General features: G+C 61.7%; 12 protein-coding genes and 1 tRNA gene. 9 read left to right on the plus strand and 4 right to left on the minus strand.

Annotated elements, in window-relative coordinates:
- Nucleotides 1-3: 3 nt before the first annotated feature.
- The 6 genes from argE (at nt 4) to HBA54_RS13350 (ending at nt 8,746) form a co-directional block, all read left to right on the plus strand.
- On the plus strand, nt 4-1,209 hold the full coding sequence (gene argE, locus HBA54_RS13325; protein ID WP_167225039.1) for an acetylornithine deacetylase: 1,206 nt from the start codon (nt 4-6) through the stop codon (nt 1,207-1,209).
- Nucleotides 1,202-1,852, plus strand: coding sequence for an HAD family hydrolase (locus HBA54_RS13330; RefSeq protein ID WP_167225313.1), 651 nt, complete (start codon nt 1,202-1,204; stop codon nt 1,850-1,852). The genes argE and HBA54_RS13330 overlap by 8 nt, the downstream gene beginning before the upstream one ends.
- Nucleotides 1,853-1,860: 8 nt before the next feature.
- Nucleotides 1,861-2,040, plus strand: coding sequence for a hypothetical protein (locus HBA54_RS13335; RefSeq protein WP_167225315.1), 180 nt, complete (start codon nt 1,861-1,863; stop codon nt 2,038-2,040).
- Nucleotides 2,040-3,149, plus strand: a complete 1,110-nt coding sequence (locus tag HBA54_RS13340) for an AbrB family transcriptional regulator (protein ID WP_167225317.1) — start codon at nt 2,040-2,042, stop codon at nt 3,147-3,149. The genes HBA54_RS13335 and HBA54_RS13340 overlap by 1 nt, the downstream gene beginning before the upstream one ends.
- A gap of 808 nt (nt 3,150-3,957) precedes the next feature.
- Nucleotides 3,958-6,054, plus strand: a complete 2,097-nt coding sequence (locus HBA54_RS13345; RefSeq protein WP_167225319.1) for a methyl-accepting chemotaxis protein — start codon at nt 3,958-3,960, stop codon at nt 6,052-6,054.
- A 685-nt stretch (nt 6,055-6,739) separates the two neighbouring features.
- A complete protein-coding gene (locus tag HBA54_RS13350; RefSeq protein WP_167225321.1) occupies nt 6,740-8,746 on the plus strand; it encodes a HAMP domain-containing methyl-accepting chemotaxis protein in 2,007 nt (668 codons plus the stop codon).
- Between the two features lie 87 nt (nt 8,747-8,833).
- On the opposite strand, the gene HBA54_RS13355 is transcribed toward HBA54_RS13350, so the two are convergent.
- Nucleotides 8,834-9,634 carry an SDR family NAD(P)-dependent oxidoreductase gene (locus HBA54_RS13355; RefSeq protein ID WP_167225323.1) on the minus strand — a complete coding sequence of 267 codons (801 nt, stop codon included), beginning with the start codon at nt 9,632-9,634 and terminating at the stop codon, nt 8,834-8,836.
- A gap of 241 nt (nt 9,635-9,875) precedes the next feature.
- The gene (locus HBA54_RS13360) at nt 9,876-10,310 is read right to left on the minus strand and encodes a globin family protein (protein WP_205944632.1); all 435 of its coding nucleotides are present in this window, start codon (nt 10,308-10,310) and stop codon (nt 9,876-9,878) included.
- Between the two features lie 164 nt (nt 10,311-10,474).
- On the opposite strand from HBA54_RS13360, the gene HBA54_RS13365 reads away from it, so the two are divergent.
- From HBA54_RS13365 to HBA54_RS13375, 3 genes are all read left to right on the plus strand, one after another.
- Entirely contained in the window at nt 10,475-11,329 is an 855-nt protein-coding gene (locus HBA54_RS13365; RefSeq protein ID WP_167225325.1) for a LysR family transcriptional regulator, read from the plus strand.
- Between the two features lie 535 nt (nt 11,330-11,864).
- Nucleotides 11,865-11,952 (plus strand) — tRNA-Leu (locus tag HBA54_RS13370).
- 144 nt (nt 11,953-12,096) lie between these two features.
- Nucleotides 12,097-12,255: a hypothetical protein gene (locus HBA54_RS13375; RefSeq protein ID WP_167225327.1), complete on the plus strand. Its 159-nt coding sequence runs from the start codon at nt 12,097-12,099 to the stop codon at nt 12,253-12,255.
- 182 nt (nt 12,256-12,437) lie between these two features.
- Here HBA54_RS13375 and HBA54_RS13380 read toward each other — a convergent pair whose 3' ends face one another.
- Together HBA54_RS13380 and HBA54_RS13385 are read right to left on the minus strand one after the other, a co-directional pair.
- Nucleotides 12,438-12,797 (minus strand): hypothetical protein, encoded by a 360-nt coding sequence (locus HBA54_RS13380; RefSeq protein WP_167225329.1) that lies wholly within the window; start codon nt 12,795-12,797, stop codon nt 12,438-12,440.
- Nucleotides 12,798-12,838: 41 nt separating this feature from the next.
- Complete coding sequence (locus tag HBA54_RS13385) at nt 12,839-14,644, minus strand: hypothetical protein (RefSeq protein ID WP_167225331.1); 1,806 nt, start codon at nt 14,642-14,644, stop codon at nt 12,839-12,841.
- Between the last annotated feature and the right edge of the window lie 198 nt (nt 14,645-14,842).

Here is a 14,842-nt window from a genome sequence, read left to right on the forward strand (position 1 = left end):
TTCTTGTCTGACACCCTGAACGCCGCGAGCCCGGCCATCAGGCCGGAATCCCGTGCCATGATCGAACGGCTGATCGCCTTCGACACGACCAGCCGCAACTCGAACCTTGAGCTGATACACTTCGTTCGCGACTACTTGGCAGACCTCGGCATCGCCTCAAATCTGGTGCACGATGCCGATGGCCGCAAGGCCAATCTCTACGCGACCCTGGGGCCGAGCGACCGCGGCGGCATTGCGCTTTCCGGACATACCGACGTGGTGCCCATCGACGATCAGGACTGGATGTGCGATCCCTGGCTGGTCAGCGAAGCGGACGGCAGGCTCTACGGCCGCGGCACCTGCGACATGAAGTCTTTTGTCGCGGTCGCCCTGGCCCATGCGCCGCGTTTCCTGGCCGGCGAACTCGAAACCCCTGTCCATCTTTGCTTTTCCTATGACGAAGAGGTCGGCTGCCGCGGCGTGCCGAGCCTGTTGTCCTTCCTGGCCGAACAGCCGGTGCGGCCACGGCTCTGCATTGTCGGCGAGCCCACCGACATGAAGGTCATCACGGCACACAAGGGCAAGCTTTCGATGAGTTGCCATGTCCGCGGCAAGGAAGCGCACTCCTCCCTCGCCCCCCACGGCGTGAACGCCATCCAGGCTGCCGCCCGGGTCATCGGGCACCTGACCGACATGGCCGCCGACAAGGCCGCGAACGGACCTTTCGACGAAGATTATGACGTACCCCATACCACCGTTCACACCGGCGTCATCGAGGGCGGCACCCAACTGAACATCGTCCCGGGCCACTGCCGCTTCGAGTTCGAGTTCCGCTACCTGCCGGAAGACTCGCCGGACGAACTCCTGGCCCAGGTACAGCGTTTCGCCGAGGAGGAAGTGGCACCGGCCATGAAAGCGATCGATCCGGCCAGCGGCTTCTCCTGGGAGGAAATGGCCGGCTTTCCCGGCCTGAACCTGCCGCCGGACGCCGAGGTGGTGGCCCTGGCAAAGACGCTGTCCGGCGGCAATGCCACCGGCAAGGTCGCCTTCGGAACCGAGGCGGGTCTGTTCGACAGTAGCGGTATTCCGGCCGTTGTCTGCGGCCCGGGGTCCATCGACCAGGCCCACAAACCAGACGAGTTCGTGACCTTGGAGCAGATCGCCCTTTGCGAACGCTTCATGGACCGGCTTGAGGAAAGCCTGCGCCCGAAGGAAACCGGTCATGCCTGAGGAGACACCCCCCGAAGGCGAGCCCACCAAAGCCCAACCTATCGAAGCTGTCGTCTTCGATGTCGGCGGCGTTCTGATCGATTGGAATCCGCGCCATCTCTATCGCAAGGTATTCGATGATGAAGCGGAGATGGAACATTTCCTCACCGAAGTCTGCTCCAAAGACTGGAACGACCAAGCCGACGCCGGCCGGCCAATTGCCGAGATAACAGCCGAGCTCTGTGCCCAGCATCCCGACAAGCAACCGATGATCGAGAGCTACTACGCGCGCTTTCCGGAGATGATGAGCGGCGCGATCGACGGCACGGTCACCCTGCTGGAACAGTTGCACAACAGCGGCATGCCGCTCTTTGTGCTGTCGAACTTCTCGGCTGAAACCTTTCCTCATGCCCAGCGGCGTTTCGACTTTTTCGAACGCTTCTCCGGCCTGCTGATCTCCGGCGAGGAGGGCATGAAAAAACCCGACCCCCGGATCTACGACCTTGTGGTGGAACGCTTCGACCTGCGGCCGGCGCACACGCTTTTCATCGACGACCTGGCGGACAATACCCAGGCAGCAGTCGATGCCGGCTGGCAGGCGCGGCGCTTTATCTCGCCCAGGCAGCTCGAAGAGGATCTCCGTAACCTCGGGCTGCTGGGTTAAGGGTGGGCATGACCACGGCGGTACTCTATCCACTCGAAGTCACACCACCGGGCATCGCGGTCTGGCGCAGGGGCAATCACGCGCAGGACTACGTCCATAGCCCCGATGATGACTGCATCCTGATCATGCCGGCCGACCAACCGCCGCGGGGTACCACCGCGGTGCGGCTGGGGCGGGTCTGCGTCTGATGCCGGCTGCGCCGACGCAGAGCCAGGTAAAATCCTGGCAGAAGATACTTCTGGCCCTGGCCATCGGCACCGCCGGCGGCTGGCTGGCGAACAGTCTTCAGATTCCGCTGGCCTGGATGATCGGCGCCATGCTGGCCACCACGGTCGCCGCCATGGCTGGCCTGCCGATTGCCCTGCCGATGGTCTATCGCACGGCCATGGTGGCGGTTCTCGGCGTCATGCTGGGTAGCGGCTTTGCACCGGAAATCCTGGACCGGGTCGGCGACTGGGGCCTCTCGCTGCTCGGTCTCATCGCTTATACAATCGTCTCTGCCGCCGTGGTGACCGTCTTTCTGCGCAAGGTCGCCGGTTACGATCCGGTCACCGCCTACTTCTCCGCCTCGCCCGGCGGCCTGTCGGAGATGGTCATCATCGGCACTGCCAAGGGCGGCGACGAGCGGATCATCTCCCTCACCCATACCTCCCGCATCCTCCTGGTGGTTCTCGCCCTGCCCTTCGTCATGCAGTGGGTTTTCGGTTTCAGTCCCGGCCCGCGCCCGGCCGGCGGCATCCCCCTGGCCCAGGCTTTGCCTTTCGATATGGCGGTGCTGACGCTCTGCGGCCTGGTCGGTTTCTTCGCCGCAAAGCTCGCGCGTCTGCCGGCGGCGGCGATCCTCGGGCCCATGGTCGCCTCGGCAGCGGTTCACCTGGCCGGCTGGAGCGACGCCAAACCGCCGACCGAGCTGGTCGCGGCGGCCCAGGTGGTGGTCGGCACCGCGATCGGCTGCCGCTTTGCCGGTGTGGGCCTGCGGTTTGTCGGGCGCACGCTGCTGGCGTCTCTCGGCAGCACCATCATCCTCGTCGCCGGCTGCCTGCTCTTTGCCCTGATGCTTCACCCCCTTACCGGGCTGCCCACCATCGCCCTCTTCCTGGCCTACGCCCCCGGCGGCGTCGCGGAGATGAGCCTGATCGCCCTGGCCCTTTCCGTCGATGCGGCACTGGTCGCCAGCCACCACATCGTCAGGATATTCTTCATCGTGGTCTGCACGCCGATGCTGTTCCAGTTCCTGCCGGCCGCGGTGGTCGGACGCAAGCCCGCCGCCGCGAGGAAGCCGCCCGACAAAGACTGACGGCGCTTTATTTGCCGGGCCTTATTCGCCGGCGACTTGACACACACCTGTCACGCTGGCGGCGGCAGGCTCAGAGGGTTCCTTGACGGAGTCTCTGGGCCCCCGCCATGTCCGACCGCTTCCTAGCCGTTTCATTGGCACTCTGCCTTGCCTTGCCGCTCTGCCTGAGCCTCGACGAGGATCTCTTCGGGTCAGGCAGTGAGCCACACCAGAATGCGCAACGCGCGTTCGCGCCCCCGGAAGCCGATCGAGACGGCCGCCCGATCGTGTTCGAAGTTCCCAACCGACCCACGGTGTTGGCCACATCGCCACAGCTGGAAAACGTCTTCACACCGGTCATGAATTCAGGGGATCCATCCGCCGGGGTTTGGGAGAACACGATCCTTCTACCCTCCGGCGGCCGGGAATCAGAAAACCACGGCGCGACCGCCCGATAGTTTCCCATCCGGTCGACTGCATCTACCGGTCCGCCGGCCCTTTCCGATACATCGACGCCGTTTGATCGAGGCCGCTTCGACCGGCGCGCTGCCGTGGGTGCTTGCCACGCCGTCAAACAAAAGCCCCAGGGCAAAGGTCCCTATACCTCCTACGGCCTCATCACTCCGTAAACGCAAAAGTTGATTAACCTAACCATTTATTAGGGTATGCCGTAGATTATCTCACTACTAGAAGTAGAATACATTCGTAATCGTTGTGATTCTACTCTCAAGATACTGAAATTAATAGATTTCCAAGTCCTCCGTGGTGCGCCAGGCGGGCTTCAGGAAAACATCACCAAAAACTGTAGAATATGATGAAAGGCCAAAAAATGAAGACCCTCAGCAACGCCGACAGGGGTGTCCTTGAGCAGCCTCCTCACAGCAAGCCGCCTTCCCGGATCGGCGGCCTGCTTGGTTTCATGAACAACATCAGGATCTCGACTCGCGTCTTCGGCGGTTTCGGCCTGGTGCTGCTGCTGCTGGCGGTTATCAGCAGCCTTGCCATTTTATCGCTCAAGCAGGCGGACAGCACCTTCACCGAGTACCGCACCCTGGCACGTCAGGCGAACGCGGTGGGCGAAGTACAGGCCAACCTGTTGATGACCCGGATGAATGTGAAGGACTTCATCATCACCAAGTCCGAAAAGGACAGCGACGAGGTCTATCAGTTCGGACAAAAAACCGAACGGCATATCGACGAAACACTGGATCTGGTCACCGATCCGGCACGCCGTGACCTGCTGAACGCCATGAACCAGCGCATGACAGAGTATCGCGGGCACTTCGATACGGTCATCGAAATGAACGACACGCGTAATGAGATCGTCAACGACACCCTCAATACGGTCGGCCCACAGATCGAGAAGGATCTCACGGCCATCATGCAGAGCGCCTACGACGACGGTGACGCCGAGGCGGCCTTCACAGCGGGCATGGTGCTGCGCAACCTCTTGCTGGCGCGGGTCTATGCCACCAGATTCCTGGTCGACAACAAAGTCGAGTCCTATGACCGGGTGATGAAGGAATTCGACGAACTCGCCAACCTTACCGACGATCTGCTGGCCAGCCTGCAGAACCCGCAGCGGCGTCAGCTTGCCCAGGCCGTGGTCGGCAACGTCGCCAGCTATCGGGAAGCCTTCGACAAGGCGAACGAAGTCATCAACCAGCGCAACGGCGTGATCCGCGAGAACCTGGACAAGATCGGCCCGACGGTGGCAAAGGCCATCGAGGAGTACAAGCTCTCGGTAAAAGGGCGTCAGGACGAGATCGGCCCCAAGGCTTCCAAGGCCATGCATGAGGCCGTGATCACCGGCACCATCTTCTCCGTCATTGGCGTGGCGCTGGGCATCGTGGTCGCCTGGGTGATTGGGATGGGGTTCTCTCGCCCGATCAACCGCATGACCTCTGCCATGACCGACCTGGCCAAGGGCAATAAGACCGTGAAAATCCCGGCCTTGGGACAGAAGGACGAACTTGGCGCCATGGCCGAAGCCGTCCAGGTCTTCAAGGAAAATGCCCTGGAGATGGATCGTCTCGACGCACAGCGCGTGGAACAGGAGAAGAAGGCTGAAGAGGAAAAACGGCGAACCATGAACCAGCTCGCCGACGACTTCGAAGCCGAGGTTAAGGCAGTGGTCGATGCCGTCTCTACTGCCTCCACAGAAATCAAAAACTCCGCCCAAAACCTGACGGGCGCTGCCGAAGACGCAACGGGCAAGTCAACGGCGGTTGCCGCAGCAGCCGAGCAGGCCACAGCCAGCGTCCAGACGGTGGCTGCCTCCTCAGAGGAGATGTCGAGTTCGATCAACGAGATCGCCCGGCAAGTCAGTGAGTCCACCAACAGTACGGGCGAAGCCAAGACCGAGGTCGAGGAGACCGACAACGTCGTCCGCGAACTGGCTGCAGCCGCCCAGAAGATCGGTGAGGTCGTCACCCTGATTTCGGACATTGCCGAGCAGACCAACCTTCTGGCCCTCAACGCCACCATCGAGGCCGCGCGCGCCGGTGAGGCCGGCAAGGGTTTTGCGGTGGTCGCCTCCGAGGTCAAGAGTCTGGCCCAGCAGACGGCAAAGGCGACCGAGGAAATCGCCCAGCAGATCGACGGGGTTCAAACGACGACCGGATCAGCGGTAGAGGCGATAGGCCGCATCAAGGAGACCATTGTCAGGGTCGACGAAATCGCCGGGTCGATTTCGGCGGCCATCGAGGAGCAGGCCGCCGCCGTCTCGGAGATTACGTCCAGCACCCAGCAGGCCGCCTCCGGCACTCAGGAAGTCTCGTCGAACATCAGTGACGTTCAAAAGGGCGCTGAAGAAACCGGAACCGCTGCGCGCTCGGCTCTCGAAGCGGCGACGGGCCTGGCACAGCAGTCCGTCGAGCTGAACAAGAAGGTCGAGGAGTTCCTTAACCGCGTTCGCGCCGCCTGAGGCCTGGACGCTCCAATTGAGTCGAGACGGACCGAGAATCGGTCTCCGCCCCAATAGGCTGTGGGGCAGCTTACCGGCATCTCCAGAAGGCGTTCGGCAACCCCGCCGGGCGCCCTTCTGCCTTCCATCCAAGCCTAGCTGAAACCGATGGCGGCTTGCCGGCAACCCCGGGATGCCGCGGCCCCGGCAATTCACCGAATTGACGGCGCACGCAGGGCGAGGGCGGCATTCCCCCCGACCCCTCATTGGAGAGGCAAGGGCCCCCACTTCACAGATCACCCGACGTCACAGCCAGTGAAATCACACACCCAATTCTGAGAAGCACACCAGCTGCCGCCGTTTGCGGTCCGATTGAATACAATTAGAGGCAAACTAACCGAACGTTAAGTATCTCAGCCTATACAGCTAGATATATTCACTAATATGAACAGTCAATACGGCGAGCCTTCATAGTCATATCGATAATCTAGCGCGAAATAAAATGCACTTCATCAATCTTTTGGTGCAGAAAAACCGCGCTTCGATGCGATACGAATGGCGAGTAAGCTATTGAAAAAGATGGGAAAAAATGATGAGTAGCGTGGCAAAGCCGGGAAGCCCCGGAGGTCAAAAAGGCAAGGGTATCTCCGCGACGCGATCGGCGACGGGTGGGGCACTCTCAAAAGCCGGCGGCCTGCTCGGCTTCATGAATAACATCAAAATCTCGTCGCGCGTGTTCGGCGGTTTCGGGTTGATTTTGGTAATGCTGACTACGGTCGCTGGGCTGTCGATCTACTCCCTGGATGTGGCAAACTCGACCTTCACCGAATACCGCACGCTGGCGCGCCAGGCCAACGCGGTTGGCCGGGTGCAGGCCAACCTGCTGATGACCCGGATGAACGTGAAGAACTTCATCATCTCGAAGTCCAAGGAAAACGCTGATGCGGTCTTCCACTTCGAAAAGAAGACCGTCGACTTGATCGAAGAAGCCGAGGAACTGGTCTCAGATCCCGACCGTCTCGCGCTGCTTGAGGGCATGAAGGGCCGCATGGAAGAGTATCGCGTGCACTTCGAAAACGTGATCGCGCTGAACGACAAACGCAACCAGATCGTGAACGAGGTGCTCAACCAGATCGGTCCGCAGATCGAAAAGGACCTGACGGCGGTCATGCAAAGCGCATACGCCGACGGCGATGCCGAAGCGGCTTTCACCGCCGGCATGGTACTGCGCAATCTGCTGCTGGCCCGGCTCTACGCAACCAAGTTCCTGGTCGACAACAAGCAAGAATCCTATGACCGGGTGATGAAGGAGTTCAGCGAACTCGGCGAGCTGTCGGGGGATCTGCTGGCCAGCCTGCAGAATCCGCGCCGCCGCCAGCTTGCCACCGCGGTGGTCGAAAACGTGAAGATCTATCGCGACTCCTTCGACGAGGTGAACCGGGTGATCAATGAGCGCAACGGCGTGATCAAGGGAGAGCTGGACCAGATCGGTCCGGAAGTGGCCAAGGGCATCGAGGATTACAAGCTGTCGGTCAAGGGGCGCCAGGACCAGATTGGCCCCGAAGCCTCCGCTGCCATGCAGCAGGCCGAGATCGTTGACGCCATCATCTCCCTCATCAGCCTGGTCTTGGGTGTGTTGATCGCCTGGGTGATCGGCATGGGCATTTCCCGCCCCATCAACCGCATGACTTCTTCCATGACCGAACTGGCCAAGGGCAACAAGGCGATCGAGATTCCCTCGCTGGGTCAGAAAGATGAACTCGGCGCCATGGCCGAAGCGGTCCAGGTGTTCAAGGAAAACGCCATGGAGGTGGATCGCCTAGCCGCCGAACGGGTCGAGCAGGAGAAAAAGGCCGAAGCGGAGAAGCGCCAGGCCATGAACGATCTGGCCAACGATTTCGAAGCCTCGGTCAAGGAAGTGGTGGACACCGTATCTTCGGCCTCGACCGAGATCAAGAACTCCGCTCAGAACCTCACGGGTGCCGCCGAGGATGCGACATCCAAGTCGACGGCGGTTGCCGCGGCGGCCGAACAGGCCACGGCGAACGTGCAGACGGTGGCGGCGTCCTCTGAGGAGATGTCGAGTTCGATCAGTGAGATCGCGCGGCAGGTCACCGAATCGACCCGCAGCACCGGCGAAGCGAAGAACGAGGTCGAGGAAACAGACAACGTCGTGCGCGAGCTGGCTTCGGCCGCTCAGAAGATCGGCGAAGTCGTAACCCTGATCTCGGACATCGCCGAGCAGACCAACCTGCTGGCCCTGAACGCGACCATCGAGGCAGCCCGCGCCGGTGAAGCCGGTAAGGGCTTTGCCGTGGTTGCCTCCGAGGTCAAGAGCCTGGCCCAGCAGACCGCCAAGGCGACGGAGGAGATCGCTCAGCAGATCGACAGTGTTCAGTCGACGACCGAATCCGCCGTTCAGGCAATCGGCCGGATCAAGGACACCATCGTGAAGGTCGACGAGATTGCCGGCTCGATCTCAGCGGCCATCGAAGAGCAGACGGCGGCCGTGTCCGAGATCTCCACCAGCACGCAGCAGGCGGCGACCGGCACCCAGGAAGTCTCTTCGAACATCGGTGACGTTCAGAAGGGTGCCGAGGAAACCGGCACCGCGGCCCGGGCCGCTCTCGAGGCGGCGACGGGGCTGTCTCAGCAGTCCGTGGAGCTGAACAAGAAGGTCGAGGAGTTCCTCACCCGCATTCGCGCTGCCTAAAACCGCAGCCCGAAAGAAATCTTGGGAAAGGGCGTCCGGCGGATATCGCCGGGCGCCCTCTTCTTTTATGCAAACTTTGACCAGGCGTTATGAAAACTTCGCGGTCAGCCCGCCGTCCACGATCAGTTCCGTCCCGGTGATGTAGCGCGCCTCATCGCTGGCCAGAAAAAGCGCCGCATGGGCAACATCCCAGGCGTCGCCCATTTTACCGGTCGGGCACTGCGCGTCGCGCAGGCGGATCATCTCGCCGACATCGCCATCGGCATAGCTGTCCTTCAGCGGCTCCACGATCATCGGCGTGTTCATCAGGCCGGGCAGAATTGCGTTGGCGCGAATGCCTTTCTTTGCGTACTGCAGCGCCACCGAACGGGTGAAAGGCAGCACCGCCCCCTTGCTGGTGGAATAAGAGATGTAGGGCACGCCGGTATCGCGGATGCCGGCGATGGAGGCAATGTTGACGATGACACCGCCGCCCTGGCGCTCCATCACCGGCAGCACGTGCTTGCAGGTCAGGAACATGGACTTGAGGTTGACGTCCAGTACCCGGTCCCAGCTTTCCTCGCTGGCCTCCACGGGCCCGCCGACCTCCAGGATACCGACGTTGTTCTCCAGCGCATCGACCCGGCCATAGGTCTCCAGGCAACGCGCCACCATGGCCGCCACCTCGCCGGCCTTCGAGGCATCGGCCTGCTGTGCCTCTGCCTCCCCGCCTTCCTTGCGAATGATGGCCACCGTCTCTTCCGCGGCGGCGGGATTGATATCCACGCAAAACAGCCTGGCGCCTTCGCGGGCGAAGAGTACCGCCGCCGCCTTTCCGTTGCCCCAACCGGGACCGGAAGAGCCGGCCCCCACCACCATCGCCACCTTGCCGTCGAGACGCCCAGCCATCGCAAATCCCCCTGCTCGTGTTCACTCTTCATAGAAGATGGCCGCAGCAAGCGCCAGCCTCCGCAGCGGACGGCAAATCCGGCAGGATCGCGCAGATGAAAAAGACCGGGCGGGAAAGGGGTGCCCCACAAGCCGCCTCCGGGGGTGGAGTTGGCTGCGGCCAGTGGGGCATTCGGCAGGCTGGGTGGAGAAATGGGAGAGCCCAATCAGCCCGCTGGAAAACTCGATATAATCAAAGACGCTAGATTGCCGGAATCTTTCGATAGCTGTAGGCGCTGTTGATCATCGTCTCCGAAAGATCGTCATAGGCCTTTGTCCAGGCAGCCTTCATCTCGGGCGTGAAGTCATCCCCCAGGACTTCGGCCAGCATCTGCAGCAAGGCAGTGCTGACCAGCTGATAGTCCTCCGGCTTTACCCCGTAGGCCACGTGACGCAGCGCCAGATCCTCCAACACCGGAATCAGGCCTTCCAGGTTCTGGATTTCCGCAACGACAAGGCCGAGCTTGCTCATCAGCATCGCGCCCTGACGTTCCATATCGTTTAGAAACAGCGAACGCGTCTCAGGGGCCAGTTCGAAGAGAATCTGATAGAAACGCGCTGCCGCCTGCCCGCTTTCCTGCGAGACAATCCGGAAACTGCTTCGGACCAGTTCTGCTTCCTCACTTGTCAACGCCACGGAACAAACCCTGGTTAAATGAAAACGTGTGACGCCCCACAGATTTGAAAATTTAATGGGGCATCACTCACCAGTATTGAGGTATAGGGAAACGGCCCGGACTTGAACCCGAGAAATCGCACAAGGAGAATGCAGGTTTGCATGATCCTGCCAGGAGACCATGAATGGACTGGGACAACCTTAAGGTGGCGCTTGCGATCAGCCGCCTGGGTTCGCTGACGCAGGCAGCCCAGGCGCTGGGCATCGACCAATCGACCGCCGGACGGCGCCTCTCCGCACTGGAGGGCGACCTGGGGGTAATCCTGTTCGTACGGTCAAAAACCGGCTTTGCCCTGACCGACGCCGGTGAGACCGCCATCAAGCAGGCTGTCGAGGTGGAGCGCCGGATCGAGCGGCTGATGGACGAAGTAACCCCCTCTGACGAAGGGCCTGTCGGCTTCGTCCGCCTTCTCGGCAACGCTTGGACGATGGATCGCCTGGCCCGAACCGTGATGGCCCCCTTCATGGCGGCCCATCCGCGTTTGGATCTGCGGATCATGACCTTGACCCCGCGCAGCCGCGTTCGGGGTGAAGCCTCCTTGTCGCTATGGTTTGAGGTCGAGCCCAGAGACGGCGAGTTCGCCGTCAAACTCGGCGAGGTGCCCTATGCCGTCTACCGGTCGCGGGACTCAGAAGCCGCTGATCTTGGCTGGATAACCTTCTATGACGAGGATGCTCTGCGCCCCTCCATTGCCAGCGTGCACAGACGCCTGCGCACAAGGGGCGATCGCCAGCGCGTCACCGCGACGGACGCCGGCATCATGCTGTCGGCGATACGCTCGGGCGTGGGCAAGGGTTTGCTGCCCATGTGCATTGCCGAAGAGGACGAACAGCTGGTGCGGACCAAAGAGGGGGAGCCCGAGTTCGTACGCACTCTTCACCTTCACGCCCATCCCGATACCATCGAGGCCGCACGGGTCCAGGCGACCATCCGCTGGCTGCGCGAGTCCTTCCCAGCGGTGTTTCAGCCAGCCCAGTAAGAGCCTGCCCCAGTAGCGGCCCGGCGCAACACTGCCCCACCAAACGAAGAGCCCGCCGGACCAAAGGTCAGGCGGGCTCCGCATTAGGGTGCCCCACGAACCGCTTCCAGGGGTGGAGAAGGCCGCGGCCCGTGGGGCGTACCGACAGACTGGGTGGAGGGGTGGGAGAGCCCTATCAGCCTGCCGATTTCTTGTTGCTTGGTGGCAGGCGTCAGTCGGCTGGCTTGAGGTACCCGTAGCGACACTGAACCCGGAAGCGGCCCTGATTGGCATTCGGCGCCATCAGAATCGGAAGAACGCGCTTCATTTTTCGATCTCCTTAACCAACAAAAGGGCGCGAAGATCGCGCAACTATCTCTTCAGTCGGTAGCGGAGGCGCTGTGGTTCAAATTTTTTCGCGGCCGCGGAATTTACCCAAAACACCCGGAAATCCAGCCGTTTTGATGCCATAATCCAGTCAAAAGGAGATCCATCGACGCGCTTGCATGGCCCCGGGGCCTGAGGCACAAGAAAGGCCCTACCGCCTATCGGCTCTGCCCGCTTGATGGAATTGGTAGACATACGAGACTTAAAATCTCGGGACCGTTCAGGTCGTGCCGGTTCGAGTCCGGCAGCGGGCACCATCACCCCAATCCCATCCCTCGGCAGGGGCAGCCTCGCCCGCTGTCACACGCCCCTCACCAAGCTGTGTTTGGACTCTGTGCTTGCCCCGATCCATCTGCTCTCCAGCGCGCCGCCGCTGCGCGGGACCTCCAAGGGAAACAATCATGGCTGAGCAAGTGGTGGAAGCCGCTGGCCAGGGGGCGTTCGAGCCCGCCGGTGGCTTCCGCGATGATGCCGGCCGGCGCCTCGCTGACCAAGTGACAGGCCAGTTGGTCGAGCCCTTCGCCCTGGTTCGTCAAGCGCAAGCTCTGCGATTGTCCTGAGCGAGCAACTGTTCGAGGTGGATGATCTAAGCAAAGTCAGCCGGAGGCCATGCTGAGGACGGCGTCACAAGCGCCAAGGATGAGGTATTCAACAGTGACAATTAATCACCTCATGCTGAGGAGGTGCGAAGCGGCGTCTCGAAGCATATGCGCAGCGAGTTCCTGATCCTTTCAGCAACCTGCTAGGACCGGGCCGCGAAGACCACGACGTGACCCACCACCAGACAGGCCAGCAGACTGCCGCCCATGATCAGCGGATAGATGATGAGACCCCAGGTGTTGTCGAAGCTGACGGCGAAGAACGGGATCGCGACAGCCGCCAGGGCAACCAGAAAATGCAGCCAGAGAACCGCCATACCGGGTTGCTGATGCCAGATCACCGTGCCGTAGACCACGGCTGTGACCACCAGCGTCAGAACGATGCCGCCGTAAACCGCATAGTAGGCCGGATGATAGACCGAAGCCGGGATAAGGCCAAAGAGCAGGCCGGCAACAAGGTGCAGCGGCGCGACGATGTAGCCGGCATAGGATGGCAGCGTCATGGCCGTGTGTTTCCTCTGTCGGGCGGCAGGCGATCCGCCGCCTAGTTGCCAAGGCCGGGCACAATGAACGCCTTTGTTCCCTGCGGCGTCCCGGGCGTTGACGTCCTGCCCGTGGCTTTCGCCACCGGCAGCCGGAAGTCGGAGGTCTTGCAAGCCTTCTTGTCTTTCCGGCCAGCCGGGCAAACCGCCAAACGCCAGTCGCGGCCACCGGTCAGGGCGCTGAGTTTAAAGCGCGCCGTCGTGCCCTTCATCTTGTTCGGCAAGAGGGCTGAACGAACCCGCTTATAACCGCCATCGCCCTTGCGGAAGAAGCGCAGAACATAACTGGCGTTCGGCTGGCCGCCGGAAAGACGGATCTCGCCGCGGCGCAGCTGCCCCTTGGGCGCTTGAATGGCAAAGCCCGGCAGCGGCTGCAGCGCCAACTGCCCGGCAACCGCCGCCTGACCGCCTTGCTGCGCAGCCGATGCCGGATTGCGGGGCGCCACCGTCAGGCCGCCCTGGGGCGTCACCGCCGGATTCAGCCGCGGTGCTCTGCACTGCAGAAAGTGCGACTTCGGGGGAATAGAAGCGATAGAGACATTGTTCCCGTTCGTCACGCTCATCCCGAACTTGCGCCACTGGCCCATGGGGCCGTGGGGACTGGGTGGCGGCGTATCGCTCCAGTCCAACTCTACGTCCGCCCCGAAGGGAAGCTTTTGATCGTGGGTGATGGTGTAGTTTTGCGGCGGCGAAAGATAGCCAGGTCCGAAGAACGCCACCTGGCCCGAGAAATTGCCGCGGCCTTCCAGCAAGCCGACCAGTTTCAGGCGCTCCGGGCAGAGCCGGCCGTGCACCATCACCTTACCCTGTTCCACTACCTGCATGGTCAACTTCGGCGGATTGTTCGCTACCAGCGTATCGGGGCCACCCTCGACACACTCCATGGTGTACTCGGCCCAGTCGCTCCTGAAGTCGTGGCTGACACCGATCATGCGAATGAAACCAGTCTCCGCCAGCCTGATTCCGGACTCGCTGAAGCCGTTGTCCTTGATGTCGTACCAATGACTGAAGGTTGCGGTTCTGTTGTCCCCGGTGTTGACGGTCCAGACCTCGCTGGTCTTGCCCTCCTGGTTGCGGTAGCGAAAGCTGACCTCGGTGTTCTTCCGGTCGGTGGTGATCCAGCCGTCGAGGCGGATCTTACAGAGACCGCCGGCGCCGTATTGTTCGTAAATTGAAAGCCCCTTGTTCACCACCTTCGCCGGCGTGACGCTAAGGGAGTCGCTGGCCTGCGGGATGGACGCACCGGACCACTTCTTGCAGACCAACTCTGTCTTCTTGTGGAGGCTCCAGGGCGTACCCTCAACGAAGTAGTTACTGCCGGCACCGCTGGTGTCGGCGTCGAACCGCGGCACGACGGCAAGCGGCAGCTTGCGATCCTGGTTGAAAATGGCGGTGTTGCCGAGGCCTTGGGCCCGCAGATCGTCGGCCAGTTCGTTACAGCGCGCCAGCACGAAGCTTTTCCACATCGTGGAGGGGACGATCAGTCGTTCGGTACGGTCAACCCGGCGCGGCCGGTCGAGAACATCATAGGATTTGCTCTTGCCGAAGGTCGGATAGTCTTCGGAACCGCTTTCCTCGCCGGCAAGGGCAAGCCAGATCTTCCAGCTCTTCACGCGGCCCACCGCCTCCGTATCCACCTGGATGCGAACATCGGCGACCAGATTGGCCAGATGGGAGACATTGTGATAGCTGCTGCCGTTACTCTGGACGACGATCTGCTTGGTCACCAGATTGGTGACGGTCGCGTCCACGGTATCGGCAAAAGCCACGGTGGGCAGCAGCGCCGCCAGCGCGGCGGCGGCCGACACCAGATGGTGACACCGGACAAATTTCCCCCGATGGCAGGTTAGTTGGCTGGTATGACGACGCGCAGCGCCGGCGGCAATTCGACTGAACATCACTTCTTCCCCACATCCATGAAGCGGACACTCAGCCAAGGGCGGAGCGGTCTTAGATCAGTCGCAGGAGAAGGAGCTAAGGTTCAAAGCACGACGAAGCGCGCAGTA

The sequence above is a fragment of the Pelagibius litoralis genome (genome assembly GCF_011683915.1).
Classification (GTDB): domain Bacteria; phylum Pseudomonadota; class Alphaproteobacteria; order Kiloniellales; family Kiloniellaceae; genus Pelagibius; species Pelagibius litoralis.

Excerpts from the sequence above, each read along its gene's own strand:
- HBA54_RS13330 (WP_167225313.1), top strand. The coding sequence starts at position 1,202 with ATGCCTGAGGAGACACCCCCCGAAGGCGAGCCCACCAAAGCCCAACCT.
- HBA54_RS13335 (WP_167225315.1), top strand. The coding sequence starts at position 1,861 with ATGACCACGGCGGTACTCTATCCACTCGAAGTCACACCACCGGGCATC.
- HBA54_RS13340 (WP_167225317.1), top strand. The coding sequence starts at position 2,040 with ATGCCGGCTGCGCCGACGCAGAGCCAGGTAAAATCCTGGCAGAAGATA.
- HBA54_RS13345 (WP_167225319.1), top strand. The coding sequence starts at position 3,958 with ATGAAGACCCTCAGCAACGCCGACAGGGGTGTCCTTGAGCAGCCTCCT.
- HBA54_RS13350 (WP_167225321.1), top strand. The coding sequence starts at position 6,740 with ATGAATAACATCAAAATCTCGTCGCGCGTGTTCGGCGGTTTCGGGTTG.
- HBA54_RS13355 (WP_167225323.1), bottom strand. The coding sequence starts at position 9,634 with ATGGCTGGGCGTCTCGACGGCAAGGTGGCGATGGTGGTGGGGGCCGGC.
- HBA54_RS13365 (WP_167225325.1), top strand. The coding sequence starts at position 10,475 with ATGGACTGGGACAACCTTAAGGTGGCGCTTGCGATCAGCCGCCTGGGT.
- HBA54_RS13375 (WP_167225327.1), top strand. The coding sequence starts at position 12,097 with ATGGCTGAGCAAGTGGTGGAAGCCGCTGGCCAGGGGGCGTTCGAGCCC.
- HBA54_RS13380 (WP_167225329.1), bottom strand. The coding sequence starts at position 12,797 with ATGACGCTGCCATCCTATGCCGGCTACATCGTCGCGCCGCTGCACCTT.